Source organism: Kribbella sp. NPDC048837, from assembly GCF_055586945.1.
In genome coordinates, this window is record NZ_JBVJHF010000006.1 from 254,707 (window position 1) to 281,229 (window position 26,523).

The window sequence follows — 26,523 nt, forward strand, 5'->3', positions numbered from 1 at the left end:
GTGAAAAGCCCGGCTCGGGAGGGGTACCGAGCCGGGCGGACCGGCGTGAACCGGTCGAGCTTCAGGACTTGCGCTTGGTGACTTCTTCGGTGGCGGTCGGGAGGACCTTGTGGAGGTCGCCCACCACACCGAAGTCGACCAGCTCGAAGATCGGGGCTTCCTCGTCCTTGTTGATGGCGACGATGGTCTTCGAGGTCTGCATGCCGGCCCGGTGCTGGATGGCGCCGGAGATGCCCGCGGCGACGTACAGCTGCGGGGAGACGGTCTTGCCGGTCTGGCCCACCTGGTAGGCGTGCGGATACCACCCGGAGTCGACGGCGGCGCGGGAGGCGCCGACGGCGGCGCCGAGGGAGTCGGCGAAGGCTTCGATCGGGCCGAAGTCGCCGCCGGTGCCGCGGCCGCCGGAGACGATGATCGCGGCCTCGGTGAGCTCGGGGCGGCCGGTGGCCTCACGCGGCTTGGAGTCCGTGATGCGAGCCGTCTTCGCGACGTCGGAGATCGACACGTCGAACTCCTCCACCTCCGGCGACGTCTCCGCGGCCTCGGGGGTCGCCGCGTTCGGCTTGACGGTGATGATCGGCGTGCCGTTGGTGACCTTGGCCCGGACGGTGAAGTTGCCCGCGAACACCGACTGCGTGGTGACCGCGCCGGCCTGGACGTCGACGGCGTCGGTGATCAGGCCGGAGTCGAGCTTGACCGCGAGCCGGGCGGCGATCTCCTTGCCCTCGGCGCTCGACGAGATCAGGATCGCGGCCGGCTCGATCTTCTCCGCGACCTGCTGCAGCGCCTCGGCCTTCGGCGCCACCAGGTACTGCGTCAGGTCCGGGTTGGTCAGCGCGATCACCTTGGTCGCGCCGTACTGCCCCAGGGCCGGCAGCGCCTCCTGCACGCCGTCGCCGATGTAGACGGCGACCGGCTCGCCGAGCCGGCGCGCGATGGTGAGGAGCTCCGCGGTGGTCTTGCGGACCGTGCCGCCGGTGTGGTCAACGAGAACCAGAACGTTGGACATGAACTGATCGCCCCTCAGAGGAACTTGTTGGTGGACAGGAACTCGACGAGCTGGGCAGCACCGCTGCCGTCCTCGTCGGCGACGATCGTGCCGGCGCTGCGCGGCGGACGGGCGGTCACCTCGACCACCTCGGTCCACGCGCTCGCGCGACCCACCTGGTCGGCGGAGATCTCCAGGTCGGCCAGCGACCAGGTCTCGACCGGCTTCTTCTTCGCGGCCATGATCCCCTTGAACGACGGATACCGCGGCTCGTTGGCTTGGTCGGACACCGACAGCACCAGCGGCAGCGTGCCCTCGATCGTCTCGCTCGCGGTGTCGCCGTCGCGGCGGATCCGGACGGTCTGCCCGTCGACGGTCACCTCCGAGCCCAGCGTCACGGCCGGCAGGCCGAGCCGCTCCGACACCATCGCCGGCACGACGCCCATGCCACCGTCGGTCGAACCCATCCCGAACACGACCAGATCCGCCTCCAGCCGGGCCAGCGCCTTCGCCAGGATCAGCGAGGTCGCGAGCGCGTCCGAACCGTGGATCGCGTCGTCGAGAACGTGGACACCGGCGTCGGCGCCCATCTGCAGACCCTTCTTCACCGCGTCGGCGGCCTGCTCGGGGCCGACGGTCAGCACCGTCACCACAGTGTCACCAGGGTCGCCGTCCCCTTCTTTGACGGTCAGAGCGGTCTCGACGGCATACTCGTCCAGCTCGGACAGCAGCCCGTCGACACCGGCACGATCCACCGTGTTGTCCTCCGAGCGGAAGCGGCGGTCCGCGGTGGCATCCGGCACGAACTTCGCGCAGACGACGATCTTCATAGCGTGTGGGACCCCTTCTGGTTAACGGTCGCTCCAAGCCTGCCACGGATGTTACTCACGAGAAACATAAGATGCGTGCGAGTCCCATCACAGTCCGGCACGGCGCGCGAACCCTGACCTGCTTATCCGAACCGGACTCCGCAGAACAAGGGCACACGGCTGTGACGTCGAACCACACTAGGCTGACTCAGGTGACCGAGACGTTACCGCTCACCGGCGAGAGAACAGCGCCCGGGATCTGGCACGAGAACTACTGGTTCGCGCGCCACGAGGCCGCCTACCGCTGGATCACGGCGAATCTGGCGATCGGACGGACCGGCCGCGTCCTCGACGCCGGCTGCGGCGAGGGCTACGGTGCGGAGCTGCTCCGCCTGGCGGGGGCGGACTCCGTGACCGGTCTCGACTATGAAGATACGACGTTGCGCCACCTCCGCCGGGTTTATCCACAGCTCAAGGTGGTGCGCGGCAATCTCGTGCAGACCGGCTTCGCCGATCACACCTTCGACGTTGTCACGTCGCTGCAGACGATCGAGCACCTCTGGGAGCAGCCGCGGTTCGTCTTCGAGTGCGCGCGCATCCTCCGGCGGCACGGCACGCTGATCCTGAGTACGCCGAACCGCCTGACCTTCCCGAGCGGGAACTGGTACCACACCCGCGAAGTCACCGCCGCCGAGTTCGTCGAGCTCGTCGAGCCGGCGTTCGACATCATGCACGCGCTCGGTCTCCACCACGGCAAGCGCCTGCGCACGTGGGAGGCGCAGTACGGCTCGGCCGTGGATGCTCAACTGGCGGCCGGGCACGACAAGTGGGACGAGGATCTGGCCGGGCTCGTGCGGAGCACACGGTACGAGGACTTCGAGATTCGCCCAGGCGAGCTGGACGAATCTCTCGATCTGATCCTCGTCGCGAGACCTAAGGACGCACGAAGCGTTCGATGATCTTGCCGGCGATCAGGTAGACCAGCGCCGCGATCCCCCAGTTCACCAGCAGGGTGTTCTTCGCGGTCTCGAGCCGGAACAGGTCCTTGAACGGGCCGACCAGGTCGTGCCCGCGCTCCAGGATCCAGCGCACGATCTCGTTGCTCTGGTTGGTCTGGTCGAGCGCGGTGAACAGCGCGCCGAGCGCGAGTACGGCGGCCGCGAGCACGGCGATCAGCCAGATCAGCGAGGCGATCAGGTTGCGCAGCTTCCGCACACCCGAGCCCACCGAGGTCAGCGCCTGCTTGCCCTTGCCCGAGCCCGCCGCGGCCGTCCTCTTGCCACCGGCAGGTCTGTTGCCCGAGGCACCAGTCGGGGCGGCTGCGACCGGCACCTTGCTCACCGTCGTCGCGGCCGGATCCTGGGCGGCGGACGGTGCGGCATCCCCCGAGCCGGCCGCACCAGTGCCTGCCGCCGGGGTCTCGGCCGCGGCCTTCTCCCGGGCCCGCTGCTCCGCCACGATCTCCGCCGCCGTCTTCGGCCGCGCGGTCCTGGTCGCGGTCGCCGTCGCCCCAACACCGGCCGTCATCCCAGCACCGGCGGTCGTCCCGGCACCGGCCGTCGTCCCGGCACCGCTCGTCGTCCCAGCACCGCTTGTCGTCCCGGCACCGCTGGTCGTCCCGGCACCGGCCGCCGACCCCGTGCCAACCGGCGTGCCGGTGCCGGCCTCCGGGGTCGCGGCAGCCTTATCGGCTTCGGCGGCCGTCGCCTTCTCGTCGTGCGTACCCACGTCGTCCATCTCCTCAGCCGGGGTCGGTTCCTCGTCCGTCGCCGTCGCCGGGGCCGGCGGTCTCCTGCGCCGGCTGACCGGGACCGGGCGCGGCGACAGCCTGCGCCGGGCACCCGCGATCGGGGCCGGTGCCGCCGTCCTGCCGTCCACTGCCTGTCCTTCTGGGTCCAACCTGCGATTCACGCCCACATCCGGATCATTCGTTTGAAGCACTGGTTCCAACGTAGCGCCACCGGGTTCCGTCACGAGCGGAACCGGGTCGACCGCGCGGGTCCTCGCCTGCGTGATCGAACCGTCGGCCGCGGCCTGGTCGAGCGACGACCGATCGGTTCCGGTCTGGTCAGCCACGCTGCGTCTCCTCTCCGACGGTCATGCGGTCGGGGGCGTCCAACCGGGTGTGCGGGCCATAGTGCCCGACTGGTGAGTAACTTGAGAACCCCTCGTCGCTCTCTTTCTCACCATCTGCTTCTACCTCATCACTCCCAGCTTCCTCCGCCACGACGCTCCGCTCGGCGGCAGCGACTTCCTCCGGTACGACGGTCTGCTCCGGTACGACGCCCCGCTCGGGCGCGGTCGCCTGCTCCGGAGCCGGCTCGCCGGAGTGCAGGCGGGCGGTGATGCGATCGTTGGCCTCGGCCAAGCCGCTCAGGTACGCACGACGCGCGGCACCGGACGCGTACCTGGCGGTGCGGTCGGCCACCACCACGGCCGGCACTCCGACCGCGATGGCGTAGTCCGGAATGTTGCCACGGGCAACGCTGTTGGCGCCGATCACCACGCCGCGCCCGATGTCGGTCCCCCGGGTCACGGTGACTTTCGTCGCCAGCCAGCAGTCCGGCCCGATCCGGACCGGCGACTTCACCAGGCCCTGGTCCTTGATCGGCAGGTCCAGGTCCTCGGTCTTGTGGTCGAAGTCGCAGATGTAGGTCCAGTCCGCGATCAGCGTGGACGCGCCGATCTCGATGTCGAGGTAGCAGTTCACCGTGACATCGCGGGCGAACACGACCTTGTCGCCGATCCGCAGCGTGCCCTCGTGCGCGCGCAGCCGGGTCTCGTCACCGAGGTGCACCCACTTCCCGAGGACGATCCGGCCATGGCCCGGTCGCGCCACGATCTCCAGATGCTTGCCCAGGAAGACGAATCCCTCGGTGATCACCTGGGGGTGGCGCAGCTTGAACCAGGCGAACCGCCAGTAGCGCTTCAGGTAGTACGGCGTCCACGCTCGATGGCGCACCACCCAGCGCAGATTCGCCGCGGTGAGTAACCGCATCAGAACACCCTACTGCGCGACACCTGTGATCGAGACGTTGTAGTACAGCTCGTCAGGGACGACGGCCGACAGCACCTTGTCCACCTTCGACAGCTGCAGCCACGACTTGTACGCGAACATCCGCCAGCCGAACCCGAGCTTCTGCTCCGGTACGGCGGCCTCGAACGTCCGGATCGGCCACCCGACCCACGCCGCCAACAGCTCCTCGGTGACAGTCCGTACGTCGACCGCCCCGGCGCGACCGGCCATCCGGGCCAGCGTGTCCGGGTCGAACGTGTGCAGGTCGACCACCGCCTCCAGGGCTGCCGCCCGCGAGGATTCCTCCAGCTCCGCCTGCGGCCGGCGCCACTCGGCCAACGCCGGCAGCTTGGTGACGTTCGTGGTCGCCCACCAGGTGAACCGGGACAACCGTCGCGCCACGTAGTCGCCGTACCGGGTGGGTTCGCCGCAGATGACGAAGCGGCCGCCGGGCTTGAGCACGCGCAGCATCTCCCGGAAGGCGAGCTCGACGTCCGGGATGTGGTGGATCACCGCGTGCCCGATGACGAGGTCGAAGGAGTCGTCGTCGTACGGCAGCTTCTCGGCGTCGGCGACCCGGCCTTCGACCGCGAAGCCGAGGGTGGCCGCGTTCTTCTTCGCCGCCTCCACCATGCCCGGAGAGAGGTCGGTGACGTGCGCTTCGTCGAGGACTCCGGCGAGTTTGAGGTTCAGGGTGAAGAAGCCGGTGCCGGCGCCGATCTCCAGCGACTTGCCGTACGGCCAGCCGGACGACCCGGCGATCGCGGTGAAGCGGTCGCGGGCGTAGGTGACGCAGCGTTCGTCGTACGAGATCGACCACTTCTCGTCGTACGTCGACGCCTCCCAGTCGTGGTAGAGGACCTGGGCGAGCTTGTTGTCGTTCCAGGCCGCCTCGACCTCTTCGGCGGTGGCGGCCGGCTTCTCAGCGGACGTGGTCATCAGATTCCCTTGAACTCGGCCTTGCCCGGGCCGCTCTCGACGAAGGACTTCATCCCGATCGCGCGGTCCTCGGTGGCGAACAGGGCGGCGAACTGCTGCCGCTCGATCTCCAGCCCGGTCTGCAGGTCCACGCCGAGCCCGGAGTCGATCGCCTCCTTGGCGGCCCGCAGCGCGAGCGCGGCACCCCCGGAGAACTGCGACGCCCAGGCGACCGCCGCGGTATAGACCTCAGCGGCCGGCACGACCTTGTCGACCAGGCCGATCGCGAGCGACTCGGCGGCGTCGACGAAGCGGCCGGTGTAGATCAGGTCCTTGGCCTTGGACGCCCCGATCAGCCGGGACAGCCGCTGGGTGCCGCCGGCGCCGGGGATGATGCCGAGCAGAATCTCCGGCTGGCCGAGCTTGGCGTCATCGGCGGCGATCCGGTAGTCGGCGCACAGGGCCAGTTCGCAGCCACCGCCGAGGGCGTACCCGGTGACGGCGGCGACGGTCGGCTTCGGGATCGCGGCGACCGCGGACAGCGAGGACTGCAACGGGCCGGAGCGCTTGACCATGTCGGCGTACGACATGTCGGCCATCTCCTTGATGTCCGCACCGGCCGCGAAGACCTTCTCGCCGCCGTAGATCACCACGGCGCGGACCTCGTCCGACGCGGTCGCCTCGAGTGCGGCGGCCCGGATCTCCTCCTGCACCTGGACGTTCAGCGCGTTCATCTTGGGCCGATCCAGCCGAATCGTGCCGACACCGTCGCTCACGGTGAGGTTCACGAACTCGCCCATGCCTGGCTCCTCCACTCGTCGGGACTACCCGCGGGTCACATCAGATCGGCACGGTACCGGACAAGTGGAGGATCCGGGTCATCAGGCGTCGGTGTAGGTCACCCCGAGCCGCTCCAGCAGCGGACGCAGGTTGCTGACGTCGAGACTCAGCTCGCCCGCCTGGAAGCGGGCTCGGTTCGCCGCCTCCCGGTCCTCGCGGACCCTGGCGGCCTCGACCGCCGCGGCGACCTCGGCGCGGGGAATCACCATCGCTCCGTCGTCGTCGGCGATCACCAGGTCACCCGGGTTCACGGTCGCACTCCCGCAGACCACCGGCGTATTGACCCACCCCGGCGTCGCCTTGACCGTGCCCGCGGCGCTCACCGCCCGCGACCACACCGGGAACGACATCTCCTGCAGATCCCGCTTGTCGCGCACGCCCGCGTCCAGTACGACGCCTGCGATGCCCTGAGCCTGGCACTGCGTCGCCAGCAACTCACCGAACATCCCATGCGTCGAGGGACTCAGCGTGGCGACCACCAGCACGTCCCCTGGCTCACACACCTCCACAGCAGCGTGCAGCATCAGGTTGTCACCCGCGTGGTTGAGCGAGGTCACCGCAGGACCGCACACGCGGGTGCCCGGTACGACGGGGTGGATGTCCAGCATCAGTCCGCGCCGGAGGTTCGCCTCGTGCAGTGTGGCGACGCCGTACTGCGCTGCCGCCTTGACGATCTCGGGATCCGGCCGGGTGATCCGGCGTACGACGGTGGGGCTACTGGACACGGGCTGCTCCCAGATGCGCCGCGGCCCGCGGGAACAGGCGGAGCGCGTTGCCGGACAGGATCTTGGTCAGGTCGGACGGCTCCAGACCGAGTCCGTCGAGGTCACCGAGGATGTCGTCGAAGAACCGGCCGGTGGCCGCGTCCCGCGTCTTCGCCGTACCGAACATCTCCGAGCCGAACAGCACGTTGTCCGGGCCGATCTTGCGGACCAGCATCGCCAGCGAGTCGGCGTCGTACACGGCGGTGTCGAAGTAGAGGTTGCGGACTGCGTCCTCGAACGGCGGCAGCGACTCAGCCACGTGCAGTGCGCGGCTGCGGTTGAAGTGGAACGGGATGCCACCGCCGCCGTGCGGCACGATCAGCCGCAGCGTCGGGAAGTCGGTGAAGACCGCGGACGAGCACAGCTCGACCACAGCGGCGTAGTGCTGCGCGATGTAGTGCGATCCGTTGAGGTGCAGTGCCGGATTGCGGGTCGAGCTGGCGTGGATCATGCCGGGCACGTCCAGATCGACCATGGCCTCCCAGAGCGGGTACCACCACCGGTCCCCCAGCGACGGTGTGAACGGCTGCAGCCCGCCGGACACGTCCGGGTTGATCAGGCATCCGACGAACCCGAGTTCCTCGACAGTCCGGCGCAGTTCCCGCAGTACGCCGTCCAGCCCGGCGCCGGGGCTCTGCGGCAACTGGGCGACCGGCACGAACTGGCCGGGGTACAAGCCGGCCACTCGCGCGATCAGGTCGTTGTTGATCTCGGTCCAGTGCCGGCTGATCGTCTCGTCGCCGACGTCGTGCCCCATCGCCGACGCGCGCGGCGAGAACAACAGTGCGTCGATGCCACGGGCACCCATCTGTTCGAGGTGCCCGGCGAGGGAAGCGCGGAGCTGATCGTCGGTGATCGACAGCGAACCGCGGACCGGCTTGTTCTGCAGGGCCATCTGCCGGCCCCGGTAGGCGTTCAGCGCCGCCGGGGCCGTCGTGTAGTGGCCGTGGATGTCGATGATCACCGCTCGTCTGCCTTCCACGGAGCGATCCGCGCCTCGGCCTGCCGCAGCCCCGCGGTCAGTCCGACGCCGAGCACCATCAGCACCAGCACCGGGACCAGCATCGAGGCGGTGTCGAACTGGTTGCCGTACTTGACCACGAGGGCACCGAGCCCGGTGATCGCGGTGAAGAACTCGGCCACCACCATGCCGATGATCGCGCGGCCGACACCGAGCCGCAGACCGGTCATCGTGTACGGCAGCGACGCGGGCAGGATCACCTTGGTGAACACCTGCCACTCACTCGCCGCGAACCCGGTGCCGACGTCGATCAGCGCCGGCGGCACGTTCCGCACCCCGCTGGCCGTGTTGATCAGGATCGGGAAGATCGCGAGCAGCACCACCACGAACAGCTTCGCGCCGAAGCCCAGACCGAACCACAGGATGACCAGCGGTACGACGGCCACCAGGGGCGTCGCGTAGAGCGCGTTGACCAGCCAGTCGGTCGCCACCTCGACCGTGCGGTAGCGGCCGATCACCAGCCCGGCCAGCACACCCAGTACGGCGGCAATCGCGAAGCCCAGCGCCAGCGTGGTGAGACTGCTGACCAGAGCGGTCGGCAACTCACCGGTCCTGGTCAGTCGTACGGCGGCCTCCGCGACCGCACTCGGGTACGACATGAAGAGCGGATCGATCTGGCGACCGACGAGCTCCCAGGCCCCCAGCACCACGACGATCGAGACGAACCGGATCACCCGGTACTTCCGCCGGGCCCGCCCCAGCTGGTCCACAGGCTCCACATCGGCCGTCGAGACCACAGCCACCCGGGCTTGCACTTCAGTCCTGGACACGGTCGCTCCCTGCGTTCGTCGAGCGGATCAGCTGCCAGACCTGGCTGCGCAACTGCTGGAACTCCGGCAACCCGCGCAGCTCGGTCAGCTCCGCCCGCGGCCGCTCGAAGGGGATGTCGATGACCTGCTTGACCCGCCCCGGGTTCGCGGCCAGGATCACCACCCGGTCACTCAGGTACAGCGCCTCGTCCAGGTCGTGGGTGACGAACAGGACCGTCTTGCGGGTCTCCGCGTGGATCCGCAGCAGCTCCTTCTGCAGGACCTCGCGGGTCTGCGCGTCGAGCGCGCTGAACGGTTCGTCCATCAGCAGTACGGCGGGGTCGATGGCCAGCGCCCGGGCCAGGCCGATGCGCTGCTGCATGCCGCCGGACATCTGGTGCGGGTAGTGGTCGGCGAATCCGCCGAGCCCGACCAGGTCGAGCAGTTCGCCCGCCCGCGCGGACCGCTGGGACCGGGACTGGCCCTGCAGCTCGAGGCCGAACTCCACGTTGCGGCGGGCGGTCCGCCACGGCAGCAGGTTGGCCTGCTGGAACACCAGCCCGCGATCACGGCCGGGCCCGCTCACGACGTTGCCGTCGACAACCACCTGGCCGGCGTCGGCGCCGAGCAGGCCCTGGACGATCCGCAGCACGGTGGTCTTGCCGCACCCGCTCTCGCCGATCAGGCTGACGAACTCGCCTTCGGCGACCCCGAACGACAGCCCGTGCAGCACGGTGTGCGCCTTGCGGTTGGTCTGAAAGGTCTTGCTCAGTCCTTCGACGCGCAACTTCTCCGGAGCGTCGATCATGATCCGGCTCCTCTCAGCGAGAACAGGTCGTCCACGGCGAGCCGGTGCGAGACCAGCCCCTGCTCGTGGGCGTAGCGGGTGATGAGTTCGAGAGCGGCCCGGTTGGCCTCCAGGCCGATCGGGGTCATGTCGATGGAGCCGGCGGCGGCGTCCTGCTTGGCCTCGGCGAACATCTGGGTCAGCTCCTCGCGCCGGTCGGCGAGCTCGGCCCGGATCACCACCATGTGGTTGATCGGGACGGCGTGCGTGCGCTCGTACCAGCCGCGCGCGGCCGCCTTCGCGTCCGGGATCAGCGGACGCAGCCGCGGGTCGTCGGGGAGGTCGTTGCCCATGATCACCGCGTCCAACTCGCCGGCGTGGAGCAGGTCGATCAGCTTGGAGCCCACCGGAGCACGCTCCACCTGCGGCGGATCGGCGTACTCGGCGAGGTGGCCGTCCTCGATGCTGACCCACTGGACCTTGTCGAGCGGTACGCCGTACTCGTCGCCGAGGATGCCGCGCAACCACAGGCCGGTGGTCTGGGCGTAGGTCCGGACGCCGATCCGCTTGCCGGCCAGATCGCTCACGTCGAGCGGGTCGCCGGCGCGGCAGACGATGTGGTCGTGCTGGAACCGCGACCGCAGGACGACGGGCAGCAGGAGCAACGGCTTCCCCTCGGCCCGAGCCTGCAGGTAGGTCACGATCGCCATCTCGCACACGTCGTACGCCTGCTCGCGGACCATCGCCGCGAACGCCTTGTGCACCGGGTCCACCTCGACGAAGTCGAACGCGGACCGCTCCTTCAGCGCGCGGACGTGGGGGTAGTCCGCCAGTACGGCCTTCACGAGCCGGTCCGGACCGGGTACAGGCGGTCCGCCGTACCGGTGAAGATCTGCTCGCGGGCCGCCGCGGGCAGGATCGAGAGGATGTCGCGGCTGCGCTCGTACAGCGTGGGCAGGTCGTCCTCCGCGGCCGGGTAGTTCGATCCCCACATCAGCCGCTCGGCGCCGAAGTCGAGCAGCAGCCGACCCAGGAACGACTCGGGGTCGGCCGGGGTCTTCGTCGCCGACACCAGCGTCCGCTCGGTGAGCTTGAGGTACACACCGTCGTACTGCGCCAGGTCGAAGAGCTCCCGGGCTTCGTCGTACGGCGCTCCCCCGGTGAGATCGGGTCGGGCCGCGTGGTCGAGCAGCACCTTGACGCCCGGGAAGCGGTCCAGCAGGTCACGCAGAGCCGGAATGCCTTCCGGACGCATCTGCAGGCAGAGCGGGAGGTTGTTCTCCTCGGCCCACGCCCACGCGGGGTGCAGCCGCGGATCGGACAGCCACGACGCCTGACCGGGCATGGTGCTGCCGGTGGTGAACAGGCGGGCGCCCTGCAGTCCGCGGGACACCCAGTGCGCCAGTTGCTCCGGTGCGTCGGGGGCAAGCATGTCCACGGAGAACACACCGGCGAACCGGTCCGAGTACTGCTCAACGGAGTCGGCCACATAGCTGTTGTCGTGCCCGTAGGCCGTGGATGCCTGCACCACGATGGCTCGGTCGATACCGGCCTCGTCCATCGCAGCGATCAGTTCCTTGGCGCCGACCGGCCGCTGTTGCGACCAAGCAGACTCCACGCCGCCCAGTGGGTTGCGCGGGTACCGGTCGCGGTCCACCGCGATCACGTGGCAGTGCGCGTCAATGGTCATCGAAAGTCCTTCACTGGGAGGAGATCAGGAAAGAAGCGGTCTGTGGGGACATCCGCCGGCACGAGACCCTGGCGGCGCGAGTAGTCGATCAGTGCGCCGATCGAGTCCTGGTTGGCGTGCAGTCCGTACGGCAGCGGGTTGCCGACGATCTCCGCCAGGCGTTGGTAGCGAAGATCCTCCGGCGCGCTCGCGGCCGGACCGCCGAGCCGGTGCAGGTAGCTCGATCGGCTGTCCTGGAAGGCCTGCAGGAGCGACCCCGCCAGCCAGGGATGGTCGTTCAGGAGCTGCTCGCGGACCACCACGACGCCATGGATCGGGTAGATGCCGGTCCGCCGGTACCAGTCGGCCGCCAGGCTCTCCGCCTCGGCGAGCAGCTCGTGATACCCCGACACCAGCGTCACCTTCGGGTCGCCGATCCCGGCGCCTCGGGTGAACGCGGCGTCCAGCTCGCCCTGCCGGAACAGGTCGACCAGCTTCGGCCCGGGACGGCGTACGTTCGATGGCAGGACCAACGACTCGACGTGTTCGTCGTCGTCGACGATCCACTCGATCTCCGCCGGATCCACGCCGTACTCGTCCTGCAGGACACCGCGTGTCCACACCGCGCTCGTCACGGAGTACGCGCGGACTCCGACCCGCCGGCCGTGGAGATCGGTCGGCCGCTCGATCCCGGCGCCCTTGCGGACCACGAGGCCCTCGTGGTGGAAGCGCCGGCTGAGGAAGATCGGCAGAGCGACGTACGGCGCACCCAGTGCACGCGCGATCAGGTACGTCGTCGGGGCGAGCTCGCAGACATCGAACTCGACCGACCGGACCATCCGCCGGTACGCCGTGATCATCGACGCGAACTCGACCGGTTCGAGGGTGCAGCCGTCCACCAGGATGCGGCCGTTCAGCAGGTCCTCGGTGTGCCCGTAACGGCCGATCGCCGCCCGGAGCGCGAGACCGGTCACAGCAGCTTCACCGCGTCGGACGCGATCGACATGTCGGCGACCTGGTCGAACGGCAGCACCTTGGACTGCACGCCCTGCGCGACGTTCAGCTCCTGCATGTACGTCAGCCGCTTCTCGTCGAGGACCAGGTCGACGGCGTACGCACCGGGCTGCTGGGCGAAGTTCCACAGCGATCCGGCTTCCTTGGGATCGCTGTTCGGCACGGCCTTCTGGTACGCCTTCAGGTAGGCGTCCTTGGACTCCGGCGAGGAGATGTACCGGAACAGCTTCGCGTACGCCGCCAGGCTGCGGACCAGGACGTCGCGGCGCTTCGAGATCGCGGTGTCCGAGGTGTACGCGCCCTGGTAGGTGTACTCCGGCAGTTCCTTCCACAGTTCCGCGATCGCGTGGACGCCGAACTTGTCCTGCTCGTCGTACACGTCGACCAGCGACGGGCCGGCATCCACCTTGCCGGCGGCGATCGCCTTGAACACGTCCGCACTGGAGCCGATGTTGACGAACTTGACCTGCTCCGGCTTGATCCCGTTCTTGGCCAGGAACGCGATCATGATCTGGTGCAGCAGGGCACCGACCGGGCCGGTGCCGATCGTCTTGCCGACCAGGTCCTCGGCGGACTTGATCGACTCGGACTTGGCGTAGACCGCGTGGGCCAGCAGCAGGCCGGAGCCGGAGACGATCTTGAGCTTGGCGCCCTTCTCGATCGCCGGCAGCACCTGGCCGAAGCCGGACAGCAGCGTGAGGTCGTTGCTGCCGTTGAGCAGGCTGGCGATCAGCTTGGAGCCGTCGGAGACGTTCTGGGTCTTCGCGGTCAGGTCGACGGTACTGAAGTAGTTCTGGGCCTGCAGCAGTTCCTGCAGCACGAGCGTGCTGTTCGAGCCGGTGTTGACGATCGTGACGGACTTGGCGTCACCGGCGGCGCCGGCGTTCGGGCCGCAGCCGGTCAGGCCGGCCACGGACGCGAGCGCGCCGAGCTTGAGCACGGTCCGGCGCGACGGGCGGGCGAAGTGGTCGGGGAGTGCCTTGGACATGGTCGTTCTCCGGTGGGTTCGGGAAGAGCCAGTGGCGCCCGGGGCGAGGGCTGTTGGTTCGGGATCCTAGAAATGTGTCGACAAAAATGTCAACATTTTCGTCTACACTTTCTGGTGACGGTTCGGGACCGATCAGCCGTCACACTGGGCTGAGATACGAGACGGGAGGACGACCATCAGCGCGAAGAAGACCCTGGAACGCGGCGGGATGGCCGGGCAGGAGTACGTCCGGGACGCGGTCCGCGAGGACATCGCGTCCGGCCGGCTGGCGCCCGGACAGCGACTGGTCGAGGCGGACCTGGCCGAGCAGTACGGCGTGGTCCGCAGCGGCGTGCGCGCGGCCCTGCTGGACCTGTCGGCGGAGGGACTGGTCGAGCGGATCCCGCAGCGCGGCTCGCGGGTGCGGACGCTGTCGCTGGAAGAGGCCATCGAGGTGACCGAGGCGCGGATGGTGCTGGAGTCGCTGTGCGCGGGAAAGGCGGCGTCCCGGATCACCGATCAGGGCGTCGTGGACCTGACCGCGCTGGGCGACCGGATGACGCGCGCCGTCGCCGACGGGGACGACCTGGAGTACGCCGAGCTGGACGACGCGCTGCACCGGATGATCCGGGAGCTCAGCGGTCAGCAGACGGCGACCCTGATCATCGAGCGGCTGCGGGTGCTGAACATCCGGCACCACTTCCGGATGACCCGGCTCCCCCGCCGCGCGCAGACGTCACTCGAGGCCCACCTGCGGATCATCAAGGCGATCGCCGACCGCGATCCTGCCGCGGCCAGCGCGGCGATGACGGAGCATCTGAGCGACGTCATCGAGCATCTGATGGCCGCGACGCAGCGATCCTGAAGCGGTGCCGGTCGCCCTGGGGCGACCGGCACGCTTGTCAGAGTTCTACGGCTTGACCCGACACCGCCGAGCGGCGGGCGGCGTCGACGATGCGGAGGGTGCGGAGACCGACCGCGCCGTCCGGCTGCGGCACGACGGCAGGCGTCGTACCGGGCTTCGCCGGGCCCGACTCCCGGACCGCGGCCAGGAACGTGGCGAGCAGCGACTCGTCCAGGTTGCCGCCGATCGGCAGGAAGACCTCGCCGGACGCATCCGTGCCGCCCACGTGCGGCAGGAACGGCTCGATCTCCACCGATCCGTTGGTCCCGGTGACCTGCAGCGAGACGCCACCCCAGGTCGGTCCGTTGTCCGGCACGCTCCACGAGCAGTCGATGGTTGCCAGCAGCCCGTTGTCGTAGTTGACCGTCACCAGCCCACCGGTCTCCACGGCGACACCCTTGTCCTGGTGCAGCACGTGGTTGGCCGCGGCGTACACACGTGTCGCGGACGCACCACCGGTCAGACCGTCGATCAGGTCGGCACAGTGCACGGTGTGGTCGACGAGCGCGCCCCCACCGGCCTGCTTCGCGTCGGTGAACCACTGGCGCTGGTCGTACGGGATCTTCCCGTTGTTCGTCCCGAGGACGGCGAACACGTCGCCGAGCCGGCCGGCCTCGACCATGGCCCGCAGCCGCAGGTACGACGGCGCGAAACGGACCGGATACGCGATCATCAGGATCGACCCGGCCGCCTCACACGCAGCCAGCATCGCCTCGCCGTCCTCGACCTCTGTGGCCAGAGGCTTCTCACAGAGCACGTGCGCACCGACGGAGGCCGCCCGCTCGACCAGTGCGCGGTGACCGGCGTTCTCCGACGTCACCACGACGGCATCCGGTCCCCAGGCGAACAGCTCGTCGTACGAGTCGACGTACGGGATGCCGAGGCGCTCGGCGAAGGCGGCACCGCGCGGACCGGCGTCGGGCGCGGCCGCACCGTCGGGGTCGGCGGACAGCACCTCGACGTCCGGCATCGAGCCCAGCAGGTAGGCGTACGACGCGGCGTGGGTGTGCGCGAACGAAGCGATCGCGACCTTCAGGCTCATGCCACTGCTCCCGTCGTGACGAACGTCTTCATGTCGACCGCGCGGCCGGACTCCATCGAGGCCCGCGCGGCTTCGGCCAGATAGACGGCGGTCGCGCCGTCCGAGGCGAGCACCCGCGGCTCCGGTCCGCCGCGCAGACCGATCGCAAGCTCACGGAGCTGGGTCAGATAGGGGCTTTCCCCCAGCGTCGAGGCCGGGATCAGCAGGTCACCGCCCGCTCCACCGTCCTGCAGCTCCTCGCTGAAGCCCAGGTCGCTGTTGGAGGTGAACTTCAGTACGCCGCTCGATCCGGCCACCTGGAACCCGGACTGGAACGTCGTCCCCGTCGCACCCCAGGTCGCCCGGCAGTGGCTGATCGCGCCGGTGTCGTGGGTCAGCGTCACGTGCGCCGCCACGTTGACCGGGCTGATGCCGTCCACGGTCGGCGGGTTCTGGACGGCGTACACGCTGGTGACCTCGCCGCACAGCCACCGGGCCTGGTCGAGGTCGTGGACCATCAGGTCCATGATCACGCCGCCGGAGTGGGCCACGTCGCGGTACCACCCCGCGCCGGCCGGCGACGACGCCTGCCGGAAGAACCGCGCGACCGCCACCTCGCCGATCCGGCCCGCCTGGATCGCGTCGTACGCCGCCTTGTACGCCGGGAAGTACCGGACCACGTGGGCCGGGTAGAGCCGGACGCCGGCGGCCGCCGCGGCGTCGATGACCTCGTGCGAGTCAGCTGCCGTCAAGGTCAGCGGCTTCTCGCAGATCACGTTCTTGCCCGCCTTGATCGCGGCCAGCGCGATCTCCTTGTGCGTCGGCGACGGTGTGACGATGTCGACGAACTCGGCCTCGGCCAGGCAGCCCTCGAGGGACGCCGTGACCTCCAGCCCGTACTGCTCGGCGAGCTCCTCGGCACCCTCGAGCGAGTGCACCAGCACCCGCGCGCCGAGTGCCTTCCACGCGGCGACGTGGACGTGGGCGATGTTGCCCGCGCCGATCAGACCGACGGTCAGACCGGCCAACTGTTCCGACATGTGATCCCCTACTCGGCGCTGCCGAAGTCCGGAAAATTAGTAACGGTCCTTGCGTATCACTGCGCACAGACGTTCGCAACTACCGTCTCACGAACATAACCACCTTCCTTATCGATAACCTAGGCTCGGGTGTGCAGAATGTGCCGGTGACCGAAGCGACCGCCGCCCCGAGTGCTCTCGGCCAGACTCCCGACATCGAACCGCGGTTGGGCGCAGTGGTCCAGACCGATGGGACGACGTTCACGCTCTGGGCCCCGGCGGCCGAGCGGGTGGAGCTGGCCCTGGTCGCCGACGACGGCAGCCAGCGGAACCTGGATCTGGCCCATACCGGTGAGTTCTGGACCGGTTTCGTCCCCGGCGTCGGCGCCGGCCAGCGGTACGGGTACCGGGTGCACGGTCCGTTCGACCCGTCCCACGGGCTCCGCTTCAACCCGTCCAAGCTCCTGCTCGACCCGTACGCGCGGGCCGTCGACGGGTCGCTGGACTTCGCCAGTCCGCTGATCTACGACTCCTCCGACGGCGACTCGGCCGGCCATGTCCCGGTCGGCGTCGTGGTCGCCGACTCCGAACCGCCACCGCCGATCAGCCGGCCCGTGCACTGGGGCGAGACGGTCATCTACGAGCTCCACACGAAGGGCTTCACCAAGCTGCATCCCGACGTACCCGAGCACCAGCGCGGTACGTACGCCGGTCTGTCGCATCCGTCGGTGATCAACTATCTGACCGAGCTCGGCGTGACCTCGGTCGAGTTGCTGCCGATCCACCACTTCCTCACCGAGCCCTCGATCTCGGCCCGCGGCCTGCCGAACTACTGGGGTTACAACACCCTCGGGTTCTTCGCGCCGCACGCGCCGTACTCGTCGTCCGGTTCGCGGGGTGAGCAGGTGGCGGAGTTCAAGGCGATGGTCGCCGCGTTCCATGCCGCCGGCATCGAAGTGATCCTCGACGTGGTCTACAACCACACCGCCGAGGGCGGGTTCGACGGCCCGACGCTGAGCTTCCGCGGCATCGACAACCGCGCGTACTACCGGCTCGCGCACGGCGCGGCGATGTACGACGTGACCGGCACCGGCAACTCGGTCGACACCTCGCACCCCCGGGTCCGCCGGCTCGTCATGGACTCGCTGCGGTACTGGGTGGAGGAGATGGGGGTCGACGGGTTCCGGTTCGACCTGGCCGTGACGCTGATCCGCAACGAGCGGCACGAGGTCGACACGGCCGACCACCCGTTCCTCGCCGAGGTCGCCGCCGATCCCGTGCTGGGCCGGGTCAAGCTGATCGCCGAGCCGTGGGACGTCGGCCCGTTCGGCTACCAGGTCGGCAACTTCGGTACGCCGTGGTCGGAGTGGAACGGGAAGTTCCGCGACAGCGTCCGCGATGTCTGGCGGAACACCTCCGACGGTGTGAAGGACCTCGCCTACCGGCTGTCCGGGTCCAGCGACCTGTACGGCGACGACGGGCGGTACCCGTACGCGTCGATCAACTTCGTCACCGCGCACGACGGGTTCACCCTGCGGGACCTGGTCAGCTACGACCACAAGCACAACGAGGCCAACCACGAGGACAATCGGGACGGCACCGACGACAACCGGTCCTGGAACTGCGGCTTCGAGGGCGAGACCGACGACCGACGCGTGATCGCGTTGCGCAAGCGGCAGATGGCGAACCTGATGTCCACGCTGATCCTGTCGACCGGCGTACCGATGCTCACCGCCGGGGACGAGTGCGGACGGACACAGCACGGCAACAACAACGCGTACTGCCAGGACAGCGAGCTCTCCTGGTTCGACTGGTCGCTACCGGCCGCCTGGTCCGACCACCTCGAGCTGACCAAGAAGCTGATCGCACTGCGCGCCGCGCACCCCGTCCTCCGCCAGTGGCACTACTTCTCCGGCGGCCCCGTCGTCCCCGGCGGCCGGAAAGACCTGTCCTGGATCGCACCGCACGGCGGCGAGATGACCGACGCCGACTGGTACGACGGCAACCTCCGGACCATCGGCATGTTCCTGGCCGGCGACGCCCTCCGCGCAACCGATGCCGAAGGCAACGCCCTCACCGACAACTCCTTCCTCCTCGCCCTCAACGCCACCCCCGAAACCCGCCAGGTCGTCGTCCCCGACGCCTCCTGGGCCCCCGCCTACGAGGTAGTCCTCGACACCAGCAACAGCATGGTCACCGAAGTAGAAGCCGGCGCCACAGTCCCCCTCGCCCCACGGTGTCTGGTGCTGCTCCGCGCACTCTGACGGGTCGTTAACCTTCCTGCAGTACATTCACTGGTCACCTGGTGTTCACGTCTGGGGGGACCGATGTTTTTGCTGCGTCGTGGGGTGCGTGAGCGGACGACGCCGATCGGGGCGCTGCATCGCGCGATCATGCGGTGGGGTGAAGCTGAGCGGACGAGTTCACGGCTGGCGCTGCAGCGGTGGGTGGACGGCGTGGCGTACGTCGACGTACAAGCTCGGACGTATGCCGACTTCTGGACGCGGCAGAACGAGAAGGCGCTCGCCGCCGACGGGCCGCTCTGGGTTGTGCTCGGTGACTCGACCGCGCAGGGACTCGGCGCGTCGTCACCACTGCACGGGTACGTCGGTCAGGTGCTGAATGCACTCCGCCGGCCGGGGACTCCGTGGCGGGTGCTCAATCTGTCGCGGTCCGGTGCGCAGACCCGGCACGTGCTGGAGGACCAGCTCCCACTGCTCGACGGGCTGACGCCCGCGCTGGTGACGTGCGGCATCGGCAACAACGACATCCTCGCGACTCCGCCGAAGCGGTTCCGCGACCACCTGCGCCAGGTGATCGAGCGACTGCCGTCCTCGTCGGTGGTGATGGACCTGACCGTCCCCGACCGCCTCTGGCGGATCGGCGGCGCGGTCAGCCCCTACGTCACCGGTATCAACCAGCTGATCAGCACCACCGCGGCATCCCGCGGTCTCCCGGTGGCCGAGGTCTCGCGGCACGCCCGGCCGCCGTGGCGTGGCATGCTCGCGCCGGACAGCTTCCACCCGAACAACCTCGGGTACCGCCGTCACGCGGACGCCTTGCTCGCCGCCTTGCCGGCAACGGTCGCGCCGCACTGATCAAGGTCGCCGGTCAGGCGTCGGGGGTCTGCGGGCCGTCGGCGAGCAGCAGGTAGAGCGAGCGGCGGGCATCGGCCAGGATCTTGGCGGCCGCGGCGCGCTGCTCCTCCGAGCCACTGCGGGCGACCTGCCGAGTTGCTGAGTGCAACTCCTCGACCAGTCCGCGCAGATCATTGGCGGGCTCGGCGTTCGCGAATCCGGCGAACGGGTCGACCGACGTCTCGCGACGCCCCTCGACATACTCGCGGCCCGCGCCGGTCAGGGTGACGAGCTTGCGGCCGGCCTCCGCGGTCACGGTGACCAGGCCCTCGTCCTCCAGCTGGTTGATGGTCGGGTAGATCGCGCCAGGGCTGGGGGTCCAGCGTCCGCCGCTGCGGTCGGCGATGGCCTGCATCAACTGGTAGCCGTGCATCGACTCCTCGGCGAGCAGCATCAGGACGGCCGTTCGGACATCGCCGCGCGGGGCGCGACCGCGGCCTGCGCCGCGTCCCGGACCCCGGCCACCGCGTCCGCGGTGCATCGGCATGCCTTCGCCCATGCGCGGTCCGCCGCGCCGGGGGTGGTGGTGGCCGCGTCGGCGGCCTCGAAGTTCGTTGGGGGTGTTCATAGTATCCTCCTCGATATATTTCATGACACTAACGATATATCGTTACCGTCCCGAATACAACCTCTCTCCTCTGCGGTAGTCAAATACTACGGATCCGGATAATCTGGATCCGTGGAAAATGAGTTGTTGCTGGTGGTGCTGCAGCGAGCGACGCACGTGACGTTGCAGGTGCTGGGGACGGAGCTGGCCGAGCTGGGCCTGAGTGCCTCCGAGATCAACGTGCTGGCGAATCTGGCCGACGGGCGGGCGCGGACGGTGTCCGAGCTCGGGGTCGCCGCCGGGGTGCGGCCGACGACGCTGACCGGCGTACTGGATCGGCTGGAGCAGAAGGGGCACATCACGCGGGCCGCGCGGCCGGGTGATCGGCGGGCTGTGGAGATCGCACTGACGGAGGTTGGAGTGAAGAGTGCTGGACAGGTGCAGCGAGCCTTCGCTGCCGTGGAGGAACGAGCGCTGGCCGGGATGCCCGCCGGCGCCCTGGGCCAGGCTCGGCGGGTGCTCACCGCATTGGCGGCGGTATGAGCACCTTCGCCGAGCTGATGGGTGAGGTGATGGCGACCGGTGAGCGGTTCGGGCACCGAGAGCACGTGCGGCTGACGTGGCTCGCCGTACGGCGGTGTGGGACGGCCGGCGCGGTGGAGCTGGTCAGCGACGGGATCCAGCGGACCGCTCGGTACGCGGGCGTGCCGCAGAAGTACAACGCGACGGTGAGCAGGGCCTGGGTGGAGCTGACGGCGTACCACATGGCCGAGGCGCCGGACGAGAGCTTCGACGAGTTGGTACGGCGCAACCCGGGACTGCTCGACAAACGGCTGCTGACGCGCTTCTACTCGTCGCGCACGCTGGCCTCGCAGGCCGCGCGTACGGGCTGGGTCGAGCCCGATGTGAAGGCCTTCCCGATCTGATGCTTTACCTTGCCCCAAGGGCAGGGGGTTTGATGGTCGCGTGTTGACGATCAGTGAGTTCGGGCGGCGGACCGGGCTTTCGCACAAGGCGCTGCGGTTGTACGACGTGTCCGGTTTGTTGCCGCCGGCCCAGGTGGACCCGGCCAACGGCTACCGCTTGTACGACGAGGAGCAGCTGGAGCGAGCCCGGCGGATCAGTGTGATGCGGCAACTGGACATGCCGCTGACCACGATCGCCGAGGTACTCGCGGTGTCCGACGACGAGGCGCTGATCCGGCTGGACCGGTGGTGGGCCGCGCAGGAAGCGACCACCGCGGCTCGGCGGGCGACGCTGAAGTACCTGCGGGACCGGCTCTCGCGGTCCGGATCCCCCGGGTTGACGCCGCGTCCGGTGCTCACCCGCGACGTACCGGCGACGAAGATCGCGTCGATCCGGACCGACACCGACCAGCAGATGCTGGTGGGTGTGATCGTGACCTCGACCGACGAGATCACGTCGTACCTGCGGAGCGCCGGCGCGACATTGACCGCCGGATCGTGGGTGATCTTCCACGGATCGGTGACGCCGGAAGCCGAGGCGACCGTCGAGGTGTGCGTGCCGTTCGACGGTCTGGTCGATCCGTCCGGGCCGATCGGGATCCGGGTCGAGCCGGCCCACCGGGAGGCGTACTGCACGATCACGATGAACGAGTGCGCGTACCCGCGGATCATGCTCGCCTACGACCTGGTCTACGACTGGGTCCGGTCGTCCGGCGTACCGGATGCCGGTCCGCCGCGGGAGGTCTACTTCCCCGACTGTCACCTGATCCCACGCGACCAGCCGGCGGTCGACGTCGCCGTGCCCCTTCTCGAGAGGAAGCCCTGATGGACTACGCGATTCAGACCTCGTTCAGCGATCCCGGCGTACATGCCGCTCTGTTCGACGCATTGCCCGACGACGTGGCCGGGACCTCGGCGGTGACCCGCGGTCTCGTGATCCACTACCACTACAACGAGGCCGGGATCGAGTTCACCGGCGACCGGCTGGCCGAGATCGACCACCGCTGGGTGTCGGCGATGCTCACGACCGACCAGAAGCGGAACGGCACGGCGCTCGCCGTACGCCGCGAGCCGGCCGACCGGATTGTCGGGTGCTGCCGGGACTACACGCTGCTGTTCGTCTCCGCCCTGCGGCACAAGGGCATCCCGGCCCGCAGCCGGGTCGGGTTCGCCGGCTACTTCACCACCGGGTTCAACCACGATCACGTCGTCGCGGAGTACTGGAACGGCGACCGCTGGGTGATGGTCGATGCCCAGCTGGACCCGGCCGAGGACCGCCCGTTCGACGTCCAGGACATGCCCGCCGGTCTGTTCCGCTCGGCCGCGGACGCCTGGCTGGGCATCCGCTCCGGCGACCTCGACCCGGATCTCTTCGGCGTCGACCCGAGCATGCCGATCCGCGGCGGCTGGTTCGTCCGCAACTACGTGCACCTCCAGCTCGCCCACCTGCAGGGCGACGAGCTCCTGCTCTGGGACAACTGGGGTGCGATGTCCGGCACCCTGGACGACGCCGACGTCGACCTCACCGACCGGATCGCCACCCTGATGGTTGCCTCCGACAACGGAGACGATGCGGCCGGCAAGGAACTTGCCGAGCTCTACCGCACCGACCCGGGTCTGACCTTCACCGGCCGCTCCTTCGTCACGTCCCCGGCGGCCGGCGGACAGTTCGCGTGGATCGACCTGCAGAAGCCGGCCTAGGGAGGTCAGTCGAGCTGGGTCACCAGATCCGCGACGACCCGGTCGATGGAGTTCAGTAGGGAGAGGTGGCCCTCCCCCGGTTGGAAGTGGAAGGTGGCTCCCGAGACGTGCTTGGCCAGCCAATGGCCGTGCGCCTCGGGGACCATCCGGTCCTGGTCGCCCTGCCAGATCGCGACCGGGGTGGTGATCTGATCGAGGCGGAAGCCCCAGTCCTTGACGAAGGCCAGGTCGTCGTCACGCCAGCCGGCGATGCTCTCGGAGACGGCGTGCCGGGCCGACGTGGCGAGCCAGTCCAGGATCGGGCCGGTCATTGCCGCCTTGTCCACCTCGCTGACCAGGTCACCGAAGGCGGCGGCGAGGTCTGACGGGGCAGCACCGGCCAGGCCCTTCGCCTCCTCTTCGATCAGCGGCTCGAGCACTTCCGGCCCTTGGAACGCGGCGCCGAACTCGGCGATGTTCTCCACGCCCATGCCGGCCACGAAGTCGAGGTCGTCCGCGCCGGCCTGGCCGACGCCGGCGATGGAGGCCGCCGCGACACAACGTCCCGGGAGCAGCGCGGCACAAGCCAGCGAGTGCGGCCCACCACCGGACACCCCGACGCTCAGGAACCGGTCGGCACCGATCACATCCAGCAGTCCGGCGATGTCCGCGGCGACGTCAGCCACCGAGCGCCCTGGGTCAGGCGTCGACGCGCCGTACCCCGGCCGGCCCGGGCTGACCAACCGCAGCCCGTGCCGCCCGGCAGCCTCAGCCAAAGGGGCGAGCCGCACGGCACCACCCGGGGTCCCGTGATGAAACACCAGCGGCATCCCATCCGCCGGCCCCTCAACCAAATACTCCAGCTCCCGCCCACCAGCCAGCCGCACAATCTCCATGCCCGCAGCCTAGAACCCCACGAAAGCGGGCGGGTGGGGGAATGAGAAACGGCCCCGCCTGGTGAGGCAGGCGGGGCCGGGGGGTTAGAACTCGGAGCCGGCGGGGAGGTCGGGGGCCGACGGGTCGTCGGGGTCGGACGGGCCGGCGGCCAGGCCCATTTCGGCTGGGCTGGCCAGGCCCGCGTGGTTGGGGACGACGCGGACGGTGTAGCCGAACGGGCCGGTGCGGTCGAGTTTCAGCTCGCCCTCGTACCGGTGCCGGTTGCCGTCGTACGTCTCCGCGAGCGACAGCGCCGTACGCACGGGATCGGTGATCTCGTCGTTGGTGTCGACGCGGCCGTGCAGGACCTCGACGCAGAGGTCGGCCGGGGTCAGGTCGCCGATCGCCGCGAACGCGCGGATGCCGACCGTGGTCCCGAGCTGCGGTACGTCGCCCAGGCCCTGGAGCTCCACGTGGTCGACCCGGATCTGCGGCCACGCCGCCCGGACCTTCTTCTTCCACGCGGCCAGCTCACGCGCACCGTCGTACGTCGAGTTCAACGACCGCGACGACTTCGCGGCCGGCACGTACAGCTGCTCGACGTAGTCGCGGACCATCCGGGTGGCGAGCACCTTCGGGCCGAGCTCCTTGATCGTGTGCCGGAGCATCTCGATCCATCGGCCCGGCACCGCGCCGTCGTAGAACCGCGGCGCGACCTGCTTCTCGATCAGGTCGTACAGCGCGTGCGCCTCGAGGTCGTCACGCCGGTCGGTGTCCTCGATCCCCTCGGCCGACGGGATCGCCCAGCCGAACTCGTCGTCGTACCACTCGTCCCACCAGCCGTCGCGGATGGACAGGTTGAGCGCGCCACACAGCGCGGCCTTCATCCCGGACGTGCCACACGCCTCGTACGGACGCAGCGGGTTGTTCAGCCACACGTCGCAGCCCGGGTACATCGGCTGGGCCAGCGCGATGTCGTAGTCCGGCACGAACACGATCCGGTGCCGAATCTCCGGGTCGTCGGCGAAGCGGACCATCTCCTGGATCAGCTTCTTGCCACCCTCGTCGTGCGGGTGCGCCTTGCCGGCGATGACGATCTGGACCGGCCGCTGCGGGTGCAGCAGCAGCGCCTTCAGCCGGGCCGGGTCGCGCAGCATCAGCGTGAGCCGCTTGTACGACGGGACCCGCCGGGCGAAGCCCATCGTCAGGACGTCGGGGTCGAGGATCGAGTCGACCCAGCCGAGCTCGGCCTCGCTGGCACCGCGGTTGATCCAGGACTGCCGGACCCGGGCCCGGGTGTCGTCGATGAACCGCTGCCGCAGGATCCGCTTGGTCTCCCAGATCTGCTGGTCGGTGGTCTTGTCCAGGCCCTCGAAGACGGTGTCGCCCTCGGCGGTGTAGTTGGCGTAGGTCAGGTCGTGGATCTCGCGCGCCACCCAGGTCGGCGCGTGCACGCCGTTGGTGATCGAGGTGATCGGTACGTCGACCGCGTCGAAGCTCGGCCACAGACCGGAGAACATCCCGCGGCTGACCACGCCGTGCAGCTTGGACACACCGTTGGCCCGCTGCGCCAGCCGCAGACCCATGATCGCCATGTTGAACACACCCGGGTCGCCGCCCTCGAAGTCCTCGGCACCGAGCTCGAGGATGCGGTCGATCGGGACACCCTGGCCGAACGCGTCCGGCGAGAAGTGCTGCTGGATCAGCTCGACGGGGAACCGGTCGATACCGGCCGGCACCGGCGTGTGGGTGGTGAACACGGTGCCGCCGCGGGCGACCTCGAGCGCGGTGTCGAAGTCCAGGCTCTGGTCGGCCGCGAGCTCGCGGATCCGCTCGATCCCGAGGAAGCCGGCGTGGCCCTCGTTGGTGTGGAACACCTCGGGCGCCGGGTGGCCGGTGATCCGGCAGTACGTGCGGACCGCGCGGACGCCGCCGACGCCGAGCAGGAGCTCCTGGAGCAGCCGGTGCTCGGTGGAACCGCCGTACAGCCGGTCGGTCACCTCGCGCTCGGACGGCTCGTTCTCCTCGATGTCGGAGTCGAGCATCAGCAGCGGCACCCGGCCGACCTGCGCGACCCAGATCTGCGCATGCAGCTGCCGGTTGCCCGGAAGGGTCAGTGTCACGGTCGCGGGGGCGTCACCATCCCGGAGCAGGCTGATCGGCAGCCCATCCGGGTCCACCAGGGGGTAGCGCTCCTGCTGCCAGCCCTCGGCGTTGAGCGACTGCGCGAAGTAGCCGTGCCGGTACAGCAGTCCGACACCGATCAGCGGTACGGCGAGGTCGCTGGCCGCCTTCAGGTGGTCACCGGCCAGGATGCCCAGGCCGCCCGAGTACTGCGGGAGGACGTGGGTGATGCCGAACTCCGGGGAGAAGTACGCGACCGAGCTCACCGGCGAGCCGGCCTCGGTCTGGAACCAGCGGTCGTCGGACACGTAGCCGTTCAGGTCGGCTACGGCCAGCTCGAGCCGGCGGAGGAAGGCTTGGTCGTTGGCCAGCTCGTCGAGCCGGGCCGCCGGGACCTCACCGAGAAGCTTGACCGGGTCACCGCCGGTGCTCCGCCACAGCTGCGGGTCGACGGCCTCGAAGACGTCCTGCGTCTCCGGGTGCCAGGCCCAGCGGAGGTTGTTCACCAGGGTGCCCAGGCCGGTCAGCGGCTCGGGCAGGACAGGGCGGACGGAGAATCGTCGTATCGCTCGCACCGGGACACCGTACAAGGCCACAGGTCGGAGATCACCCTCGACGTGCATCGATCTTGCAACACGAGCAAGATTTTGCAGACACTTTCCGGAGGCCGGTCACCGAAGTTCCACGCTGTGGACCGAACCGTGACCA

Annotated in this window: 27 protein-coding genes; 8 read left to right on the forward strand and 19 right to left on the reverse strand. The window is 69.2% G+C overall.

Translation table 11 applies throughout. The features are described from left to right. Window positions 1–61 precede the first annotated feature (61 nt). Both ACZ6O0_RS27805 and ACZ6O0_RS27810 read right to left on the reverse strand, forming a co-directional pair. Complete coding sequence (locus ACZ6O0_RS27805; protein WP_465767924.1) at window positions 62–1,009, reverse strand: electron transfer flavoprotein subunit alpha/FixB family protein; 948 nt, start codon at window positions 1,007–1,009, stop codon at window positions 62–64. A 14-nt stretch (window positions 1,010–1,023) separates the two neighbouring features. Further along, on the reverse strand, window positions 1,024–1,818 hold the full coding sequence (locus ACZ6O0_RS27810; RefSeq protein WP_465767925.1) for an electron transfer flavoprotein subunit beta/FixA family protein: 795 nt from the start codon (window positions 1,816–1,818) through the stop codon (window positions 1,024–1,026). Between the two features lie 191 nt (window positions 1,819–2,009). Between ACZ6O0_RS27810 and ACZ6O0_RS27815 the strand changes: the two genes are divergently transcribed. Beyond that, on the forward strand, window positions 2,010–2,756 hold the full coding sequence (locus tag ACZ6O0_RS27815; protein WP_465767926.1) for a class I SAM-dependent methyltransferase: 747 nt from the start codon (window positions 2,010–2,012) through the stop codon (window positions 2,754–2,756). Here ACZ6O0_RS27815 and ACZ6O0_RS27820 read toward each other — a convergent pair. The 12 genes from ACZ6O0_RS27820 to ACZ6O0_RS27875 all read right to left on the reverse strand — a co-directional run bounded on the left by ACZ6O0_RS27820 (window position 2,731) and on the right by ACZ6O0_RS27875 (window position 13,563). Next, window positions 2,731–3,675, reverse strand: a complete 945-nt coding sequence (locus tag ACZ6O0_RS27820; RefSeq protein WP_465767927.1) for a hypothetical protein — start codon at window positions 3,673–3,675, stop codon at window positions 2,731–2,733. The genes ACZ6O0_RS27815 and ACZ6O0_RS27820 overlap by 26 nt on opposite strands. A 190-nt stretch (window positions 3,676–3,865) precedes the next feature. Beyond that, on the reverse strand, window positions 3,866–4,795 hold the full coding sequence (locus tag ACZ6O0_RS27825; RefSeq protein ID WP_465767928.1) for an acyltransferase: 930 nt from the start codon (window positions 4,793–4,795) through the stop codon (window positions 3,866–3,868). A gap of 9 nt (window positions 4,796–4,804) precedes the next feature. Beyond that, entirely contained in the window at window positions 4,805–5,752 is a 948-nt protein-coding gene (locus ACZ6O0_RS27830) for a class I SAM-dependent methyltransferase (protein WP_465767929.1), read from the reverse strand. Next, the gene (locus tag ACZ6O0_RS27835) at window positions 5,752–6,531 is read right to left on the reverse strand and encodes an enoyl-CoA hydratase/isomerase family protein (RefSeq protein WP_465767930.1); all 780 of its coding nucleotides are present in this window, start codon (window positions 6,529–6,531) and stop codon (window positions 5,752–5,754) included. The genes ACZ6O0_RS27830 and ACZ6O0_RS27835 overlap by 1 nt, the downstream gene beginning before the upstream one ends. A gap of 81 nt (window positions 6,532–6,612) precedes the next feature. Next, window positions 6,613–7,296 (reverse strand): 4-carboxy-4-hydroxy-2-oxoadipate aldolase/oxaloacetate decarboxylase, encoded by a 684-nt coding sequence (locus ACZ6O0_RS27840; RefSeq protein WP_465767931.1) that lies wholly within the window; start codon window positions 7,294–7,296, stop codon window positions 6,613–6,615. Next, window positions 7,286–8,317 carry an amidohydrolase family protein gene (locus tag ACZ6O0_RS27845; RefSeq protein WP_465767932.1) on the reverse strand — a complete coding sequence of 344 codons (1,032 nt, stop codon included), beginning with the start codon at window positions 8,315–8,317 and terminating at the stop codon, window positions 7,286–7,288. Before ACZ6O0_RS27845 ends, ACZ6O0_RS27840 begins: the two co-directional genes overlap by 11 nt. Then, a complete protein-coding gene (locus ACZ6O0_RS27850; protein ID WP_465767933.1) occupies window positions 8,296–9,126 on the reverse strand; it encodes an ABC transporter permease in 831 nt (276 codons plus the stop codon). The genes ACZ6O0_RS27845 and ACZ6O0_RS27850 overlap by 22 nt, the downstream gene beginning before the upstream one ends. After that, a complete protein-coding gene (locus ACZ6O0_RS27855; protein ID WP_465767934.1) occupies window positions 9,113–9,913 on the reverse strand; it encodes an ABC transporter ATP-binding protein in 801 nt (266 codons plus the stop codon). The genes ACZ6O0_RS27850 and ACZ6O0_RS27855 overlap by 14 nt, the downstream gene beginning before the upstream one ends. Further along, complete coding sequence (locus ACZ6O0_RS27860) at window positions 9,910–10,737, reverse strand: substrate-binding domain-containing protein (protein WP_465767935.1); 828 nt, start codon at window positions 10,735–10,737, stop codon at window positions 9,910–9,912. The genes ACZ6O0_RS27855 and ACZ6O0_RS27860 overlap by 4 nt, the downstream gene beginning before the upstream one ends. Then, window positions 10,734–11,582, reverse strand: coding sequence for an amidohydrolase family protein (locus tag ACZ6O0_RS27865; RefSeq protein ID WP_465767936.1), 849 nt, complete (start codon window positions 11,580–11,582; stop codon window positions 10,734–10,736). Before ACZ6O0_RS27865 ends, ACZ6O0_RS27860 begins: the two co-directional genes overlap by 4 nt. After that, window positions 11,579–12,535 (reverse strand): ABC transporter substrate-binding protein, encoded by a 957-nt coding sequence (locus ACZ6O0_RS27870; RefSeq protein WP_465767937.1) that lies wholly within the window; start codon window positions 12,533–12,535, stop codon window positions 11,579–11,581. The genes ACZ6O0_RS27865 and ACZ6O0_RS27870 overlap by 4 nt, the downstream gene beginning before the upstream one ends. Further along, entirely contained in the window at window positions 12,532–13,563 is a 1,032-nt protein-coding gene (locus tag ACZ6O0_RS27875; RefSeq protein WP_465767938.1) for an ABC transporter substrate-binding protein, read from the reverse strand. The genes ACZ6O0_RS27870 and ACZ6O0_RS27875 overlap by 4 nt, the downstream gene beginning before the upstream one ends. Window positions 13,564–13,771: 208 nt before the next feature. On the opposite strand from ACZ6O0_RS27875, the gene ACZ6O0_RS27880 reads away from it, so the two are divergent. Beyond that, complete coding sequence (locus tag ACZ6O0_RS27880) at window positions 13,772–14,407, forward strand: GntR family transcriptional regulator (protein WP_465767939.1); 636 nt, start codon at window positions 13,772–13,774, stop codon at window positions 14,405–14,407. Between the two features lie 37 nt (window positions 14,408–14,444). On the opposite strand, the gene ACZ6O0_RS27885 is transcribed toward ACZ6O0_RS27880, so the two are convergent. Beyond that, complete coding sequence (locus ACZ6O0_RS27885) at window positions 14,445–15,488, reverse strand: Gfo/Idh/MocA family protein (RefSeq protein ID WP_465767940.1); 1,044 nt, start codon at window positions 15,486–15,488, stop codon at window positions 14,445–14,447. Continuing rightward, window positions 15,485–16,507 carry a Gfo/Idh/MocA family protein gene (locus ACZ6O0_RS27890; protein WP_465767941.1) on the reverse strand — a complete coding sequence of 341 codons (1,023 nt, stop codon included), beginning with the start codon at window positions 16,505–16,507 and terminating at the stop codon, window positions 15,485–15,487. Before ACZ6O0_RS27890 ends, ACZ6O0_RS27885 begins: the two co-directional genes overlap by 4 nt. 146 nt (window positions 16,508–16,653) lie before the next feature. Between ACZ6O0_RS27890 and glgX the strand changes: the two genes are divergently transcribed. Both glgX and ACZ6O0_RS27900 read left to right on the forward strand, forming a co-directional pair. Beyond that, complete coding sequence (gene glgX, locus ACZ6O0_RS27895) at window positions 16,654–18,750, forward strand: glycogen debranching protein GlgX (RefSeq protein ID WP_465767942.1); 2,097 nt, start codon at window positions 16,654–16,656, stop codon at window positions 18,748–18,750. Between the two features lie 63 nt (window positions 18,751–18,813). Continuing rightward, window positions 18,814–19,584 (forward strand): SGNH/GDSL hydrolase family protein, encoded by a 771-nt coding sequence (locus ACZ6O0_RS27900; RefSeq protein WP_465767943.1) that lies wholly within the window; start codon window positions 18,814–18,816, stop codon window positions 19,582–19,584. A gap of 13 nt (window positions 19,585–19,597) precedes the next feature. On the opposite strand, the gene ACZ6O0_RS27905 is transcribed toward ACZ6O0_RS27900, so the two are convergent. Then, on the reverse strand, window positions 19,598–20,191 hold the full coding sequence (locus ACZ6O0_RS27905; protein WP_465767944.1) for a PadR family transcriptional regulator: 594 nt from the start codon (window positions 20,189–20,191) through the stop codon (window positions 19,598–19,600). A gap of 111 nt (window positions 20,192–20,302) precedes the next feature. On the opposite strand from ACZ6O0_RS27905, the gene ACZ6O0_RS27910 reads away from it, so the two are divergent. The 4 genes from ACZ6O0_RS27910 to ACZ6O0_RS27925 are packed head-to-tail and all read left to right on the forward strand — an operon-like array spanning window position 20,303 to window position 22,836. Then, window positions 20,303–20,713: a MarR family winged helix-turn-helix transcriptional regulator gene (locus ACZ6O0_RS27910; RefSeq protein ID WP_465767945.1), complete on the forward strand. Its 411-nt coding sequence runs from the start codon at window positions 20,303–20,305 to the stop codon at window positions 20,711–20,713. Next, entirely contained in the window at window positions 20,710–21,096 is a 387-nt protein-coding gene (locus ACZ6O0_RS27915; RefSeq protein WP_465767946.1) for a hypothetical protein, read from the forward strand. Before ACZ6O0_RS27910 ends, ACZ6O0_RS27915 begins: the two co-directional genes overlap by 4 nt. Window positions 21,097–21,136: 40 nt before the next feature. After that, complete coding sequence (locus tag ACZ6O0_RS27920; protein ID WP_465767947.1) at window positions 21,137–21,961, forward strand: MerR family transcriptional regulator; 825 nt, start codon at window positions 21,137–21,139, stop codon at window positions 21,959–21,961. Continuing rightward, window positions 21,961–22,836: a transglutaminase-like domain-containing protein gene (locus ACZ6O0_RS27925; RefSeq protein WP_465767948.1), complete on the forward strand. Its 876-nt coding sequence runs from the start codon at window positions 21,961–21,963 to the stop codon at window positions 22,834–22,836. The genes ACZ6O0_RS27920 and ACZ6O0_RS27925 overlap by 1 nt, the downstream gene beginning before the upstream one ends. A 5-nt stretch (window positions 22,837–22,841) precedes the next feature. On the opposite strand, the gene ACZ6O0_RS27930 is transcribed toward ACZ6O0_RS27925, so the two are convergent. Both ACZ6O0_RS27930 and glgP read right to left on the reverse strand, forming a co-directional pair. Continuing rightward, on the reverse strand, window positions 22,842–23,711 hold the full coding sequence (locus ACZ6O0_RS27930; RefSeq protein WP_465767949.1) for an alpha/beta fold hydrolase: 870 nt from the start codon (window positions 23,709–23,711) through the stop codon (window positions 22,842–22,844). Between the two features lie 84 nt (window positions 23,712–23,795). After that, window positions 23,796–26,390 carry an alpha-glucan family phosphorylase gene (glgP, locus tag ACZ6O0_RS27935; RefSeq protein ID WP_465767950.1) on the reverse strand — a complete coding sequence of 865 codons (2,595 nt, stop codon included), beginning with the start codon at window positions 26,388–26,390 and terminating at the stop codon, window positions 23,796–23,798. Window positions 26,391–26,523: the final 133 nt, after the last annotated feature.